The organism is Leifsonia sp. L25 (assembly GCF_050632895.1).
This window is the reverse complement of record NZ_JBODRZ010000003.1, coordinates 1,467,933-1,482,275: the sequence shown is the minus strand read 5'-3', so window position 1 is coordinate 1,482,275 and position 14,343 is coordinate 1,467,933. Positions and strand designations below refer to the sequence as shown.

General features: G+C 70.3%; 14 protein-coding genes. 11 read left to right on the top strand and 3 right to left on the bottom strand.

The genetic code is table 11. From position 1 onward, the window contains the following. Nucleotides 1-48: 48 nt before the first annotated feature. Nucleotides 49-1,395, top strand: a complete 1,347-nt coding sequence (locus tag ACRAWC_RS11200; RefSeq protein WP_431347794.1) for a cation:proton antiporter — start codon at nucleotides 49-51, stop codon at nucleotides 1,393-1,395. 9 nt (nucleotides 1,396-1,404) lie between these two features. On the opposite strand, the gene ACRAWC_RS11195 is transcribed toward ACRAWC_RS11200, so the two are convergent. Then, entirely contained in the window at nucleotides 1,405-3,603 is a 2,199-nt protein-coding gene (locus tag ACRAWC_RS11195) for an MDR family MFS transporter (protein ID WP_431347793.1), read from the bottom strand. A 312-nt stretch (nucleotides 3,604-3,915) separates the two neighbouring features. On the opposite strand from ACRAWC_RS11195, the gene ACRAWC_RS11190 reads away from it, so the two are divergent. From ACRAWC_RS11190 to ACRAWC_RS11180, 3 genes are all read left to right on the top strand, one after another. Continuing rightward, complete coding sequence (locus ACRAWC_RS11190) at nucleotides 3,916-4,812, top strand: amidase domain-containing protein (RefSeq protein WP_431347792.1); 897 nt, start codon at nucleotides 3,916-3,918, stop codon at nucleotides 4,810-4,812. A gap of 71 nt (nucleotides 4,813-4,883) precedes the next feature. Continuing rightward, nucleotides 4,884-5,117, top strand: a complete 234-nt coding sequence (locus ACRAWC_RS11185; RefSeq protein WP_431347791.1) for a hypothetical protein — start codon at nucleotides 4,884-4,886, stop codon at nucleotides 5,115-5,117. Next, the gene (locus ACRAWC_RS11180) at nucleotides 5,114-5,671 is read left to right on the top strand and encodes a M15 family metallopeptidase (RefSeq protein ID WP_431347790.1); all 558 of its coding nucleotides are present in this window, start codon (nucleotides 5,114-5,116) and stop codon (nucleotides 5,669-5,671) included. Before ACRAWC_RS11185 ends, ACRAWC_RS11180 begins: the two co-directional genes overlap by 4 nt. Nucleotides 5,672-5,682: 11 nt before the next feature. On the opposite strand, the gene ACRAWC_RS11175 is transcribed toward ACRAWC_RS11180, so the two are convergent. Continuing rightward, nucleotides 5,683-6,933 carry an LCP family protein gene (locus ACRAWC_RS11175; RefSeq protein WP_431347789.1) on the bottom strand — a complete coding sequence of 417 codons (1,251 nt, stop codon included), beginning with the start codon at nucleotides 6,931-6,933 and terminating at the stop codon, nucleotides 5,683-5,685. 132 nt (nucleotides 6,934-7,065) lie between these two features. Between ACRAWC_RS11175 and ACRAWC_RS11170 the strand changes: the two genes are divergently transcribed. Genes ACRAWC_RS11170 through ACRAWC_RS11155 form a run of 4 tightly spaced genes read left to right on the top strand, consistent with a single transcriptional unit; the run spans nucleotide 7,066 to nucleotide 10,925 of the window. Next, on the top strand, nucleotides 7,066-8,241 hold the full coding sequence (locus ACRAWC_RS11170) for a PP2C family protein-serine/threonine phosphatase (RefSeq protein WP_431347788.1): 1,176 nt from the start codon (nucleotides 7,066-7,068) through the stop codon (nucleotides 8,239-8,241). A 59-nt stretch (nucleotides 8,242-8,300) separates the two neighbouring features. Further along, entirely contained in the window at nucleotides 8,301-10,190 is a 1,890-nt protein-coding gene (locus tag ACRAWC_RS11165) for a glycosyltransferase family 2 protein (protein WP_431349424.1), read from the top strand. Next, nucleotides 10,187-10,519 (top strand): STAS domain-containing protein, encoded by a 333-nt coding sequence (locus ACRAWC_RS11160; protein WP_431347787.1) that lies wholly within the window; start codon nucleotides 10,187-10,189, stop codon nucleotides 10,517-10,519. The genes ACRAWC_RS11165 and ACRAWC_RS11160 overlap by 4 nt, the downstream gene beginning before the upstream one ends. Then, on the top strand, nucleotides 10,512-10,925 hold the full coding sequence (locus ACRAWC_RS11155) for an ATP-binding protein (protein ID WP_431347786.1): 414 nt from the start codon (nucleotides 10,512-10,514) through the stop codon (nucleotides 10,923-10,925). The genes ACRAWC_RS11160 and ACRAWC_RS11155 overlap by 8 nt, the downstream gene beginning before the upstream one ends. A gap of 29 nt (nucleotides 10,926-10,954) precedes the next feature. Here the strand turns inward: ACRAWC_RS11155 and pgm are convergent, their stop codons facing one another. Beyond that, the gene (pgm, locus tag ACRAWC_RS11150) at nucleotides 10,955-12,574 is read right to left on the bottom strand and encodes a phosphoglucomutase (alpha-D-glucose-1,6-bisphosphate-dependent) (protein ID WP_431347785.1); all 1,620 of its coding nucleotides are present in this window, start codon (nucleotides 12,572-12,574) and stop codon (nucleotides 10,955-10,957) included. Nucleotides 12,575-12,644: 70 nt separating this feature from the next. On the opposite strand from pgm, the gene pheA reads away from it, so the two are divergent. Genes pheA through ACRAWC_RS11135 form a run of 3 tightly spaced genes read left to right on the top strand, consistent with a single transcriptional unit; the run spans nucleotide 12,645 to nucleotide 14,314 of the window. Further along, complete coding sequence (gene pheA / locus ACRAWC_RS11145; RefSeq protein WP_431347784.1) at nucleotides 12,645-13,637, top strand: prephenate dehydratase; 993 nt, start codon at nucleotides 12,645-12,647, stop codon at nucleotides 13,635-13,637. A 45-nt stretch (nucleotides 13,638-13,682) separates the two neighbouring features. Next, complete coding sequence (locus tag ACRAWC_RS11140; protein WP_431347783.1) at nucleotides 13,683-14,156, top strand: hypothetical protein; 474 nt, start codon at nucleotides 13,683-13,685, stop codon at nucleotides 14,154-14,156. After that, complete coding sequence (locus ACRAWC_RS11135) at nucleotides 14,153-14,314, top strand: hypothetical protein (protein WP_431347782.1); 162 nt, start codon at nucleotides 14,153-14,155, stop codon at nucleotides 14,312-14,314. Before ACRAWC_RS11140 ends, ACRAWC_RS11135 begins: the two co-directional genes overlap by 4 nt. The last annotated feature ends 29 nt before the right edge of the window (nucleotides 14,315-14,343 follow it).

Genomic DNA, 14,343 nt, shown 5'->3' with positions numbered 1-14,343 from the left:
CCCGGTCGCGGGGAGCAGGAGAGCAGGAGAGCCAGGGGAGGTGCGCGGATGCCGGTCATCATCCTCGTCGGCTTCGCCGCCGTCGCGCTCTGGTCGCTCGTCGCGCACCGGTTCGAACGGTTCGGGATCGCCGGGCCGGCCGCGCTCGCCGTGCTCGGCTCGCTCGTCGTGCTCGTGGACGTGAAGGGCTTCACCGATGCCATCGACAGCGACGTCGCCCAGCACGTCGTCGAGCTGATCCTCGCCGTGCTGCTCTTCGTCGACGCGTGCGAGGTGCGCGGAGGTATCTTCGGCGGCCAGGGCCGGAGCCTCGCGCGGCTCGTCCTGATCGCCCTGCCGCTGTCGCTCGCGCTCGTCGTCGTGACCGGCGCCTGGCTGCTCCCCGCGCTCAACGTCTTCGTGCTGATCGTGATCGCCTGCATCGTGATGCCCACGGACTTCGCCCCGGCGACCGCCCTCCTGCGGTCGGGGCGCGTCCCCGCCCGGGTGCGCCAGGTCCTCAACGTGGAGAGCGGCTACAACGACGGCCTCATCTCGCCGCTGTTCGCCATGTCGGTCGCGATCGCCGTCGCCCTCCCGAGCATCCTCAAGGTCGCGAACACCGGTGCGCAGCTCTCCGGGGCCAGCGAGAAGGAGGTCGAGAAGAACCTGTCGGAGGCCGTCTACGCGTTCTTCGGTGCGATCCCGGCGACCGTCGTCGCGGTCGTCGTCGGCGTCGTCATCGGCGGCGTGCTCGGGCTCCTGACCCGGTGGGCCTCCGACCGGGGCTGGGCGAACGCGTCCGGAATCCGCTTCGTGATGCTCATCGCGCCGCTGCTGACCTATGGGATCGCGACCATCCACGACGTCGCGGCGAACGGTTTCGTCGCGGCGTTCGTCGCCGGCGTGATGTTCCGCGTCGCCCGCACGCGCCGCCGGGAGCTGCGCGCGGTCCCCGAGGACGAGCTCCTGCTGGTGGAGGAGGCCAGCACGGTCGCGTCGGACTTCGTCTGGTTCATCCTGGGCGGGATGACGACGGCCGTGATCGTGGAGGGCATCGACTGGCGGGTGCTCGTGATCGCCGTGCTCGCGCTCACACTGTTCCGCGCCGTGCCCGTCTACGCCTCGATGCTCGGCTCGCCGGTGACCTGGCGGGAGCGCACCTTCATCGGGCTGATCGGCCCCCGCGGCACGGCCTCCATCGTGTTCGGCCTGCTCGCCTACAACCACCTCCCCGACAGCGACAGCGGCGACGTGCTGAGCGTGACCGTGCTGACCGTGGTGGGGAGCATCGTGCTGCACGGCGTGGTGACGCCGCTCGTGCTGCGCCGGGTGCCGCCGCAGTCCGCGGGTCTGGACAGCGGGACGGCCGCCGCCCGGATGGGCGACGGCCGTCCCGTCGGTGAGGTGGACTGAGCCGGGAAGTCAGTCGGTCGCCGGCCGCGGCCGCTGGGCGGCGACCGAGGCGGTGTCGACCACCGGCTCCATGAGCGCGCCGGTCTCGCCGGCCACGCGGCTGGCGATCAGGCCGAGGTCGGTCTCCTCCAGCTCGCCGCGGGCGGCGGCCTCGGAATCGGCGGCGGCCATCGCGCCGACCGGCACCGGCCGGCGCTCGCCTGCCTCGGCGCCCTCGCGGGCGGCGGCCTCGGCGCTCTCGTCGGCGGCCTCCTGCAGCGCCGACTTGGCGCGCAGCGGCGGGGTCTTGAAGAACAGCGACAGCACGAACGCGCCCAGGACCACGATCATCGCCACCCAGTAGACCTGCACCGCCGAGGTGTTGAAGGCGACCAGGAACGGCTTCGAGAGCCGCGGGTCGGCCGTGTTCAGGAACGACGTGTCGTTGATGTCCGAGCTGCTGTTCGCCCCGTTGCCCTTCTTGAGCTGCGTCTGCATGACCGGGACGAGCGTGTCCACGTAGGCCGAGCGCGCGGTCGCGTCGGTGAAGTTCAGCGTCACTGTGCCGTCGCTCGCGACCGAGGCGTAGGGAGCCTTCGCCTCGATCTGCTTTGCGGCGCCCTGGACGGCCTGCTGCTGCGCGGCGGCCTCCGCCTGGGCCTGGGCCTGGGCGGGGATGTGGCCGGCGGCGACCTGACCGGCGACGGCCTGGCTGGCCGCGGCCTTGGCTCCGTCCACGGCCTTCTGCAGCGCCTGCTGCGTGGCCGCGGTCGCCTTGCTCGTGATCGGCGTGTAGATCTTCTCCATGATCTGCTTGTTCTCCGGCGCGGAGGCGACCGAAGGGGTCAGCGCCGCGTCGAGCGCGCTGGTCAGCGTCGGCTTGTCCGTGAGCGCGGTCTGGATGTTCGTCGGGAACACCGTGAACAGCAGCGACAGCAGCACGGCGGTGCCCAGCGTTCCACCGATCTGACGGAAGAACGTGGAGGCGCTGGTCGCCACACCCATGTCGCGGAGGCCGACCGAGTTCTGGCTGGCGATGGTCAGCGTCTGCATGAGCTGGCCGAGGCCGAGACCGATCAGCAGCATCGCGCCGGCGATGAACCAGTAGGAGTCGCCGAACTTCAGGAACGTCAGGTAGAAGAATCCACCCGCGAGCATCGCGGTTCCGATGATCGGGAACTGGCGGTAGTGGCCGGTCCTCGCGATGATCTGGCCGGAGGCGATGGAGGAGACCATCAGGCCGAGGATCATCGGGAGGAGCTGGAGGCCCGACTCGGTCGGTGTCGAGCCGAGCACGATCTGCAGGTACAGCGGGAGGGTCAGCATCGCGCCGAACATGCCGAAGCCGACGAGCACGCCGATGACGGTCGCCATCGAGAAGGTGCTGGAGCGGAACAGCTTGAGCGGGATGAGTGCGTCGTCCTTCATCGCCATCTCGATGAGGATGAAGGCGATGATGCCGACGCCGCCGATGACGTAGCAGGCGATCGAGCCTGCGCTGCCCCAGCCCCACTCGCGGCCCTGCTCGGCGACGAGCAGCAGCGGAACGAGGGCGACGATGACGCCCGTGGCGCCCCACCAGTCGATCCGCGCGGAGCCCCTGTCGTGCTTCGGCAGGTGCAGGAAGCGCAGGACCATGAAGAGCGCGGCGATGCCGATCGGCACGTTGATGAGGAACACCCAGCGCCAGCCGGCGATCCACAGGATCTCGTTCGCTCCGGCGAACAGGCCGCCGATCAGCGGGCCGATGAGGCTGGAGATGCCGAAGACGGCGAGGAAGTAGCCCTGGTACTTGGCGCGCTCGCGCGGCGCGAGCATGTCGCCCATGATCGCGAGCGGCATCGACATCAGACCGCCGGCGCCGAGGCCCTGGATGGCGCGGAACGCCGCCAGCTCGAGCATGGAGGTCGAGAACGACGCGGCGATCGAGCCGAGGATGAAGATGCCGATGGCGATGATGAACAGCGGCCGCCGGCCGAAGATGTCGGAGAGCTTGCCGTAGATCGGCGTCGAGATCGTCGAGAGGATGAGGTAGCCCGTGGTGACCCAGGCCTGCTGGCTGAGGCCGTGCAGGTCGTCGCCGATCGTGCGGATCGCGGTTCCGACGACCGTCTGGTCGAGGGCCGACAGGAACATGCCGGCCATCAGGCCGAAGATCACGAAGAGGATCTGGCGATGCGACATGATCGGTTTGGGTGCGGCTACCGCCGCGCTGGTCTGACTGGACATCTTTCTCCGTGTCGAGAATCGTGGGAGGGGACGCCCGTCACTCGGGGAGCGTCACACCGGTGTGGGGCAAAGAATTTTGCGGAGAGTGCAAAGTTACACCCAGTGCGAGTCTTTCGGCAACGTGAGACTACGCTCCCTGCTGCCGCGTTCGCCACGGGCGAACGCCTGGGTCAATCTGCGAGTCGACCCGGCCGGCTGCGATTCGCTGCAGCTGCACAGACGCGCCGCACCCCATCCAGGTGCCGCATAACTCTGCGCCCTAGCGTGGAAGAGGTGCTTCCCGTCACCCTCTGCACACTCCCCTAAGGTCGTATGAGTTCTCACAGTCGTTCCCGTCGCTTGTTCGCCGTCGCCTCGGCGGTCGCCGTCGCCACCCTCCTCTTCACGGGATGCGCGGGTGAGCCGTCACCGGTAATGAGGGCGATCGCCAAGGCGGTGCCGGTGGCGCAGCCGAAGAGCACCACCGTCTCCGGCATCCAGCCGGCCGTGGGCAGCCTTTCGGGCGGCACCGCGACCATCACCGGCACGAACCTCGACAAGGTCGCCTCGGTGCGGATCGGCGGGCAGCCGGCTCCGGTCACCCAGCCGGGCAGCGACAAGATCGTCGTGACGGTCCCGCAGGCGGCGAACTGGGCGGCCGGTGCTGTGCCGATCGTCGTCACCGCAGCCGGCGGCGCGGTCGTCCCGACCGCCGGCAAGACGTACACCTACCAGGCGCAGACCCCTGTGGACCAGCAGCTCGCCTACGCGCTGGCGCACTGGAGCAACTACAACACCGCACAGTACGGCGACCTCAACCCGGTCGGCGGCGACTGCGCCAACTTCGTCAGCCAGACCCTGATCGCGCGCGGCTGGCAGATGAACTCCGACTGGTACAACCACGACGCCGCGTCCGACTGGAGCCCGGCCTGGGGGTACGTCCCGGCTATGGACGACTACTTCCGCCAGAACGCGGCGCAGCTCGGGCTCACGGAGTACTCGCTCGATCAGCGCGACAAGATCAAGGTCGGCGACATCGTGATGTTCGACTGGAACAAGAACGACTCGCTCGACCACGTTCAGATCGTCTCGGCGGTGCGCAACGTGAACGGCAAGATCACCATCGAAATGGCCGGCCACAACACCGACACCGACTACCGCGACCTCGACCACACGATCACGGTCGACCACCCCGGCGCGACGGGCCACTTCTGGAGTCTCTCGAACTAGTCGGCCCCGATTCCGGTGAGACCGGGAATGCGCTGACAGCAACGGCGCGATCGGGCGCTTATGCTCATGCAGTGAAATCGACCGGTCCCCGTCGTCGTGTCGCGGCCGCGGCAGCCGCGACGCTCGTGCTGCTCGCCGTCACGGCGTGCTCCGCCGCCGACCAGCCGCCCCGCAAGCCGACCCCTTCCAAAGCCGCCTCGCCCGCCGCCCGGCCCCTCCCCACGTCCACGCCGACCGCCACCGTCGCGGGCTTCGACAAGCACGCACAGTCGATCGACGACCCGGCGAGCACGTGGGGGTCGTGAACAAGCCGCGCCCGCTGAACCCGATCACCTACAAGCCTGCCTCCCTGGTCTACCCGGAGGTCCCCTACGTCAATCACCAGCCGATGCGGCCGGAGGTGGCGGAGGCCCTCGTCGCGATGTTCCACGCAGGCAAGGCGGAGGCCGGCCTCGAATTCTCGGTGCAGAGCGCCTACCGGTCGTTCGAGTCGCAGACCGGCGTCTACAACGACGATGTCGCGCGCCACGGGATGGCGTACGCCGACACGGACACCGCGCGCCCCGGCCACAGCGAGCACCAGACCGGCCTAGCGGTCGACATCAGCGCCGTCCCGGCGAAGTGCTCCCTCGACGCCTGCTTCGCCCATACGCCGCAAGGGGAGTGGCTGGCCGCGAACGCCTGGCGCTTCGGCTTCCTGCTGCGCTACCCGGCGGACAAGGTCGCGGTCACCGGCTTCGCCTTCGAGCCGTGGCACTTCCGGTACATCGGCGTTCCGCTCGCCACTCAGCTCAAGTCGACGAATGTCACGACCCTGGAGGAGTTCTTCGGGGTGCCGGGCGGGACGGAGTACCACTAGGCGGTCTGGTCCTAGCCTGCGGACGGCCGTGAGCAGGTGACCTGCGCGGCCGTCTGCCCGTGCACGTTCGACGGCAGCTCGACCGTACCGGTGTCGGCGGTGGCCCCGCTGTCCCCGGGCTGCGCCGTCGCCGGCGCCTCTGTCGCCGTCTCCGACCCCAGCCCGGTGTTGCCGGTCAGGGTGACAGCGCGGTCCTCCCGCAGAGCGGACATCAGCAGCTCCGCCTCATCGGCGGCCGGGGCGACGCCGTCGCCCTCGAGGTGGTTCGGGTACTGCACGAAGACGACCTTGGCGGGGTCGACGTCCTTGAGGGCCACTCCGAGCGACGCGATCGCGGTGACGTCCTTGAGGCTCTCGGAGAGCTGGATGTTGTCCGCCGCCGCCTTCGCCAGGCCGTAGACCTTGAGCGGGTTGGCCAGGGTGTCCGCACTCTTGATGGTGCGCACCAGCGAGGACAGGAACACCTGCTGGTTGCTGATCCGGGCGAGGTCGGACTCGTCGCCCACACCGTGCCGGGTGCGGAGGAATGCGAGCGCCTGCGCGCCCTGGAGGGTGTTGTCGCCGGCCTTCACATCCAGTCCGCTGTACGGGTCGACGATGTCTCCGGAGACGCAGACGGGCACACCGCCGACCGCGTTGGACATCTGGATGACGCCGTCGAACTCGATGACCCCGGCGTAGTCGATCTCCAGTCCTGTGAGCTGCTTCACGGTGAGCACCGTGCACGCGAGGCCGCCGTAACTCAGCGAGGTGTTGAGCTTCTGACGGCTCATCGAGTCGTGGCTGCCGCCTGTGCCGTCCGGGCAGGAGGGAATCGGCACGTACAGATCGCGGGGGAGGCTGACGAGGGTGGCGTCCTTGTGGTCGGCCGACACGTGCAGCAGCATCGTCACGTCGTTGAGGGCGGCGTCCCGCTCGTCGTAAGCGGGGTTCCCGCCCCCGCTGTCGCTGCCGGCGAGGAGGACGGTGAAGGCGCCGTCGACCGCTCCGACCCGTGGCGGCAGCGCCTTTCCATCCTCGTCCACGAGCTGGACCCCGTCCTTCGCGTTCACGGTCGCGAACACGTCGAGGACGGCGAACCCGGCCAGGGCCGCGGCGCTGACCGCGACGACGGCGAAGGAACGCAGGGCCAGCGCGCCGAGGCCGGCCCGAAGTGTGCGGGGCGTGAGGCGCCCGTGACGGGCGATCGGCGCGCCGGGGGACTTCTCGCGGGAACGCGCTTGCGCGCGGGTCGGGGCGCCGGACGTCGGGTCGGAATGCATCGCATCAGGCTAGCCGTCGATCTTGAATGTGAAACGTAAGCACTGTGCTTCTGGATTTCACTCCGGAATTGCCATCCGGTACGGACCGGCGTCACCCTGGACTCCGGTAGACACCTCAGTACAGTTAGACGCATGGTCGTCGATGCGCAGGCGGGGCAGCAGACAGAGAGCGCGCGCCAACGCGCGCTGGCCGGCCTCCGGGTCGTCGACAGCGGACCGGAGGCGCGGTTCGACCGCATCACGCGGCTCGCGCAGTTGCTCTTCGCCGTCCCGATGGTGAGCATCACGCTCCTCGACGGCGACCGGCAGTGGCGCAAGTCGCACATCGGGCTGACCACTGAGGCCCCGCGCGAGAAGGCGTTCTGCGATGTCACCGCCCGCCAGGACGCCACGCTGATCGTCGCCGACACGACCCGCGACGAGCGTTTCGCGGACAATCCGTTCGTCGTCGGCGACCCGCACCTCCGCTTCTACGCGGGCGAGCCGCTGCACGCGCCGGGCGGGGAGGCCGTGGGCACCCTGTGCGTGCTCGACACCGAACCGCGCACGCTCAGCCCTCTGCAGGAGCGCGTGCTGCGCGACCTCGCGGACTGGGTGCAGGACGAGCTCAACCGCGACGACGAGCTCGACCGCGCGGCGATCGCCCAGAAAGGCCTCCTGCCGCGCCGCAAGCCCCGGGCGCGCGGGTTCGATGTCGCGGCGGCCTGCGAGCCGTCCCGCGGCGTCTCCGGCGACTTCTACGACTGGTACGACGTCGGCGACGATTTCTGCGTCACGGTCGGCGACGTGATGGGCAAGGGGCTGGCCGCCGCGATCGTGGGCGCGTCGGTTCGCACGGCACTCCGCAGCGCGATGGACTTCGCCGACCTGGAGGACTCGGTGGACGCCGCCTCCCGGCTCGTGGAGGAGGACCTCGACCAGCTCGCGACGTTCGTCACCCTCTTCCACGCCAAGGTGCACACGGACGGCGCGGTCGACTACGTCGACGCCGGCCACGGGCTCGCCGTGATCGTCCGTGCCAGAGGAGGGCTCGAACGGCTGCCGAGCAGCGCGCTCCCGCTCGGCCTTCCGGCTCCGGAGCCGCGGACACCCGACCGGGTGATCCTGGGTCCCGACGACTCGCTGGTCTGCGTGAGCGACGGCGTCCTGGACGCGCTCGGCGGCGACCGCGCCTTCCCGGTGCTGGAGGCCATCGTGCGGGGCAACGTCACTCCCGGAGGTGCGGTCTCCCGCATCCTCAGCGCCGCACGCGGAGGCGTGCCGATCGACGACGTCACCGCGGTGGTCGTGCGCCGGAGCACCTGGTGAACCGCGGGCTGCTTCGCCTCATCTGCGTCCTCGCGGTCCTGGCGGGCCTCGACTACGTGATGTGGCGGTGGCTGGCCTCCGTCAACTGGTCTGCCTGGTGGATCGCCGTGCCGCTGGTTGTCGCCGAGACCTACAGCCTGGTCGACACCTTCTTCTTCGCCCTCACGATGTGGCGCGTGAAGGTGCGCACCGGCCCGGACGCGCCACCCGCGGGAACGGTGGACGTGTTCATCACCACCTACGACGAGCCCATCGACCTCGTGCTGACGACCGCGCGGGCGGCGAAGGCCATCCGCTACCCGCACAGCACCTGGATCCTCGACGACGGCGACCGGCCGGCGATGCGCGCCGCGGCTGAGCGGGAGGGGCTCGGCTACGTCACCCGCTCCGAGGACTGGGCGGACAAGCCCCGGCACGCCAAGGCCGGGAACCTCAACAACGCGCTCTTCCAGACCGACGGCGAGTTCCTCCTCATCCTGGACGCCGACCAGATCGCCGAGCCGCAGATCCTGGACAACACGCTCGGCTACTTCGCCGACCCGAAAGTCGCGCTCGTCCAGACGCCGCAGTTCTTCTCCAACGTGGACGAGGCCGACCCGCTCGGCAACCAGGCTCCGTTGTTCTACGGCCCCATCCAGCAGGGCAAGGACGGCTGGAACGCCGCCTTCTTCTGCGGCTCCAATGCCGTGCTGCGGCGCGACGCGCTGATGGAGCTCGGCATCGTCGGCTACGTGCGCGACGTGGAGCAGACCGTGCGGCTCTCCCTCCGCTCGGCCGACCGCATGCTCGCGAAGGCCGAGCGCTCCGCCCGTTCCGACCCGGACGCCGCACGTCTCATCGCCGAGGTCCGCGGCCACGTGGAGGACGCCAACGTCCGCCTGCGCGCAGGCGAGAGCGTGGGCGAGGTGACTTACCGGTTGCAGCAGCAGATGGACGATGTCTCGCGCACCGCGGTCCGCAGCGATGTCGCCGCAATGGAAGAGGACCTGCGCGCGATCGCCGCCCTCCCGGTGCAGGCCGACTCCGAGCTGGGCGCGTTCGTGGTGGACGAGGTCGCGCTCGACCGGCTGGCCGAGCGGGACTGGTCGCCACTCGGCGCGATCGACTCCGTGCAGCGCATCGCCGACACCCTCGCCGTCGACCGGCCCGGCCAGGCGCAGCCCGTCATGCCGATGGCGACCATCTCGGTCACCGAGGACATGGCGACGGCCATGCAGCTCCACGCGGGCGGCTGGCGCAGCGTCTACCACCACGAGATCCTCGCCTGGGGGCTGGCCCCGGAGGACCTCGGGACGATGCTCGGCCAGCGGCTGCGCTGGGCGCAGGGCACCCTCCAGGTGATGCTCAAGGACAACCCGCTCCTCAAGCGCGGGCTGAGCGCAGGCCAACGGCTGATGTACTTCGCGACGATGTGGAGCTACCTCTCCGGGTTCGCGTCGGTCGTCTACCTGGCCGCGCCGGTCATCTACCTGCTCACGGGGATCATGCCGGTGACCGCCTGGAGCGTCGAGTTCTTCGCGCGGTTCCTCCCGTATTTCATCCTGAGCCAGCTGATGTTCCTCGTCGCGGCCCGCGGGCTGAAGACCTGGCGCGGCCAGCAGTACGCGCTCGCGCTCTTCCCGCTGTGGATCCGCGCGTGCTGGACGGCGGCCGCGAACGTCTGGTTCGGCCGGAAGCTCGGTTTCGTCGTCACGCCCAAGGAGCGCAGCGGCCGCGCGCCCATCCCCTGGCGGCAGATCTGGCCGCAGCTCACCGCGATGGTCGTGCTCGTGATCGCGGCCGTCATCGGCGTCCTGCGTGTCATCGCCGGAACGGCGGACGGGTTGGGCACGCTTGTGAACACGGTCTGGGTGATCTACGACCTGGTCGTGCTCGCCGTCATCCCGCGCGCGGCCCTGTACCGCGGACCGGCCGCGCACGCGGCCAGGAAGGAGCCCCGCCTCCGATGAACATCACCACGACCATCCGGGAGGACGGCGTCGCCGTGCTCGCCGCGAACGGCCGGATCAACCTGGTCACCGCTCCGACTGTCCGCCGGGAGGTTCAGCGGGTGGTCGATGAGGGCCACGCCCGGCTCACGTTCGACCTCAGCGAGGTGGAGTTCATCGACTCGTCCGGGCTCGGCGCGCTGGTGAGCGGCCTGAAGACCGCGCGGACGGCGGGCGGCGACCTGCGCCTGGCCGCGGCGTCGGAGCAGGTCGCGAGCGTCCTGCGACTGACCAACTTGGACCGCATCCTGCGCGTGTACCCGGCGACCGACGACGCGTACCGTGACTGACGCGTTCCGGGAGGCGTTCCTGGCTCCGGCCGACGCCGAGGCCATCGAGCGCGTCCACGCGCTCTTCGCGGAGCTCGCCGAGCGCCGGCCCGACCTCGCGGCCGAGCGCCGCGGCGCGTTCGAGCTGGCGGTCGTGGAGGTCGTGACCAACGTCATCCAGCACGGTGTGGAGGGCACCCGCACCCGCGTGGAGCTGGAGGTCGGGCACACCCCGGACGGCATCCGCGCCGTCGTCACCGACGACGCCGAGCCGGCCGACATCGACCTGACGTCGGTGGCCATGCCCGACCCGGAGGACTTCGGCGAGTCGGGGCGGGGCCTCGCCCTCATCGCACTGCTCGTGGACGAGTTCACGCACGAGCCCCTCCCGCACGGCAACTGCTGGACTCTGACCTCCACCTCCTGACGACGGAGGCTGTCTGACGACGGAGGCTGTCAGGCGCCGAGGGCGTCGTCGACGATGCGCTTCGCCTCCTCTTGCACCACGCGGAGGTTCTCCTCGCCCGCGAAACTCTCGGCATAGATCTTGTAGACGTTTTCGGTGCCGCTCGGGCGGGCCGCGAACCACGCCGTCGCGGTCTCGACTTTCACGCCGCCGAGGGGTGCGTCGTTACCGGGCGCGCGGCTCAGCTTGGCGGTGATCGGCTCGCCGGCGAGCTCGGTCGCGGCGATCGCGTCGCCGTCGAGCTTGCCGAGGGCGGCCTTCTGCTCCGGGCTGGCCGGGGCGTCCACCCGCTGGTAGACCGGGTCGCCGAAGCGCTCGGTCAGCTCGCGGTAGAGCTGCGAGGGCGACTTGCCGGTCACCGCGCGGATCTCGCTGGCGAGCAGGGCGAGCAGGATGCCGTCCTTGTCGGTCGTCCAGGCCGAGCCGTCGAACCGGAGGAAGCTCGCGCCCGCGCTCTCCTCGCCGCCGAAGCCCACCGAGCCGTCGATGAGGCCGGGGACGAACCACTTGAAGCCGACCGGGACCTCCCACAGCCGCCGGCCCAGCGACTCCGCCACCCGGTCGATGATGGACGACGACACGAGCGTCTTGCCGACCGCGGCATCCTTACGCCAGCCGGTGCGCGTGGTGAAGAGGTAGTCGATCGCCACGGCGAGGTAGTGATTCGGGTTCATCAGGCCGCCGTCCGGTGTCACGATCCCGTGCCGGTCGGCGTCGGCGTCGTTCCCGGTCAGGATGTCGAAGTCGCCGCTGCGCGCGACGACCGACGCCATCGCGGACGGGCTCGACGGGTCCATGCGGATCTTGCCGTCCCAGTCGAGCGTCATGAAGCCCCAGGCCGGGTCGACCTCCGGGTTCACGACGGTGAGGTCGAGGTCGTAACGGTCGGCGATCGCCTGCCAGTAGTTCACGCTCGCGCCGCCGAGCGGGTCCGCGCCGATCCGGATGCCGCTCTCCTTGATCGCCTTCACGTCGATGATGTTCTCGAGATCCGCGACGTAGTTGCCTCGGAAGTCGTACGTCTCGACGCCGCTCGGCTCGGACATCCGCACGTCGCGCATCCCGTCCGCGATGATCTCGTTGGCCCGCTTGGCGATCCAGCTCGTCGCGTCGGTGTCGGCGGGGCCGCCGTGCGGCGGGTTGTACTTGAAGCCGCCGTCGCGCGGCGGGTTGTGGCTCGGCGTGACCACGATGCCGTCGGCCTGGTCGGGATGCCCCGCCTTGTTGTAGGCGATGATCGCGTGCGAGACCGCCGGCGTCGGCACCCAGTCGTCGAACTCGTCCACGAGCACGCGCACCTCGTTGCCGACCAGCACCGCCAGCGCGGTGGTCGTGGCGAACTCGCTGAGCAGGTGGGTGTCCGCGCCGATGAACAGCGGGCCGGTGATGCCCTGCGCGTTCCGGTACTCCACGATCGCCTGCGTGGTCGCCGCGATGTGGTCCTCGTTGAACGCCGTGTCGAGCGCCGAACCGCGATGACCGGAGGTGCCGAACACCACGCGCTGCGCCGGGATGCTCACGTCGGGCTTCAGCTCGTAGTACGCGCGCCGCAGGGCGTCGACGTCGATGAGGTCGGAGGGCTGCGCGGGGGTGCCTGCTCGTTCGTCCATGCGACTACTCTTCCACGGCGGCGGGGAACCGGCGAGGGTCGGCCCGATGCGCCTCGCTAAGCTGAGGGCCATGTCCTCCGCGCCTGCCGACCCCACTGCCGAGCTGCCCGCGTCCGTGGACGAGGTCTACAGCTTCCTCGGGCCGTCGGGGACGTTCACGGAGGCCGCGCTCGCGCAGGTCCCGGAGGCCCGCGGCAAGAGCTGGCGGGCCGTCAACAACGTGGGGGAGGCGCTCGCCGACGTGGTCGCCGGGCGCAGCGTCGCCGCGATGATCGCGATCGAGAACTCCATCGAGGGCGGCGTCTCCGTCGCGCAGGACGCGCTCGCGACCATCCCGGGCCTGCGGATCGTGGGCGAGTATCTCGTGCCCGTGAACTTCGTGCTCGTCGCCCGGCCGGGGACGACGCTGGCCGACGTGCGCACGATCAACGCGCACCCCGTCGCCTACGCGCAGTGCCACCAATGGCTGGACGCCCACCTCCCCGCGCACGGGCACCTGCCCGCCTCCAGCAACGTCGCCGCCGCGGCCTCCCTGTTCGACGGGAGCACCGCGGACGCCGCGATCGCCCCGCCCGGGATCGTCGACCACCACGACGTGACCGTGCTCGCCGAGAACATCGGCGACAACCCGAACGCAGTGACCCGGTTCGTCCTGGTGAGCACGTCGCGCAGCGTGCCTGCGCCGACCGGGGCCGACAAGACCAGCCTGATCGCCGAGCTGCCGGACGACCGTCCCGGCTCGCTGCTCGACCTTCTGGAGCAGTTCTCCACGCGAGGCATCAACCTGAGTCTCATCGAGTCGCGGCCCATCGGCGACGCCCTCGGCCGCTACCGGTTCGTCATCGACGCGGACGGCCACATCCACGACGAGCGCGTCGCGGACGCCCTGCTCGGCCTCCGCCGGTTCAGCCCGTCCGTGATCTTCCTCGGCTCGTATCCGCGGGCGGACGGGATGCGCGTCGACTTCGACCACCGCTACCGCGACGAGGTCTTCACGGAGGCGCGCGAATGGCTCGGCACGCTGGTCGATGACCACGGTGCCGCTCCGGGCGACCGCGGGTAAGCTGCGCATCAGGGAGCGCTCCCATCCGATGCGCGGGAGGTCGGGATGATCGTGGACGACGAGCAGAAGGACGCCGCGCGCGGCATCGACCCCCGCTACGACCCGCAGTTCCAGCGCGGTTACCGGCCGCAGCCGGGCGAGCGGGCCAAGACCCGACTCCGCGCCGCGCCGGGGCCGTCCGTCGCGACCGACGAGAGCGAGGACGAGGAGCGGAGGCCGGTCGAAGCGGCCGCGCTCAGCGTCGCGCCGGTCGACGTGCAGAGGGTGACCCCGGCGGCGCAGCTCCCCACCGCGGCCGAGCCCGACATCGACCGCGTCTACGCCACTCCGGCGCCGCCCGCCGCCGCTGCCGCGGGCATCCTCGACCGCCTCGACCTCTCGCCCCGGCGCAACCCGCTGATGCTCGCCCTCTGGCTGGTGTCCGGCGGCTTCGTCGTGCTGGGCATCGTGCTCTACTCGGTCTCGGTGAGCCTGTCGTACACCGGCTCCACCCCTCGACCGATGTCGGCTCGCTCGTGATCTCGCAGCTCGGCTGGATGCTCGCCGGCCCGCTGATCACGGTCGGCCTGATCACCCTGGTCGCGCTGCTGTTCCTCACGGCTCTCGCCGGGCGCGGAGCGAAGCGGGCGCCGTACCCGGAGAGCGACGGCGAACTGCCCGACGACGACACCGTCTGAGCCTCGTCATTCGTCACGAATGCGACGTA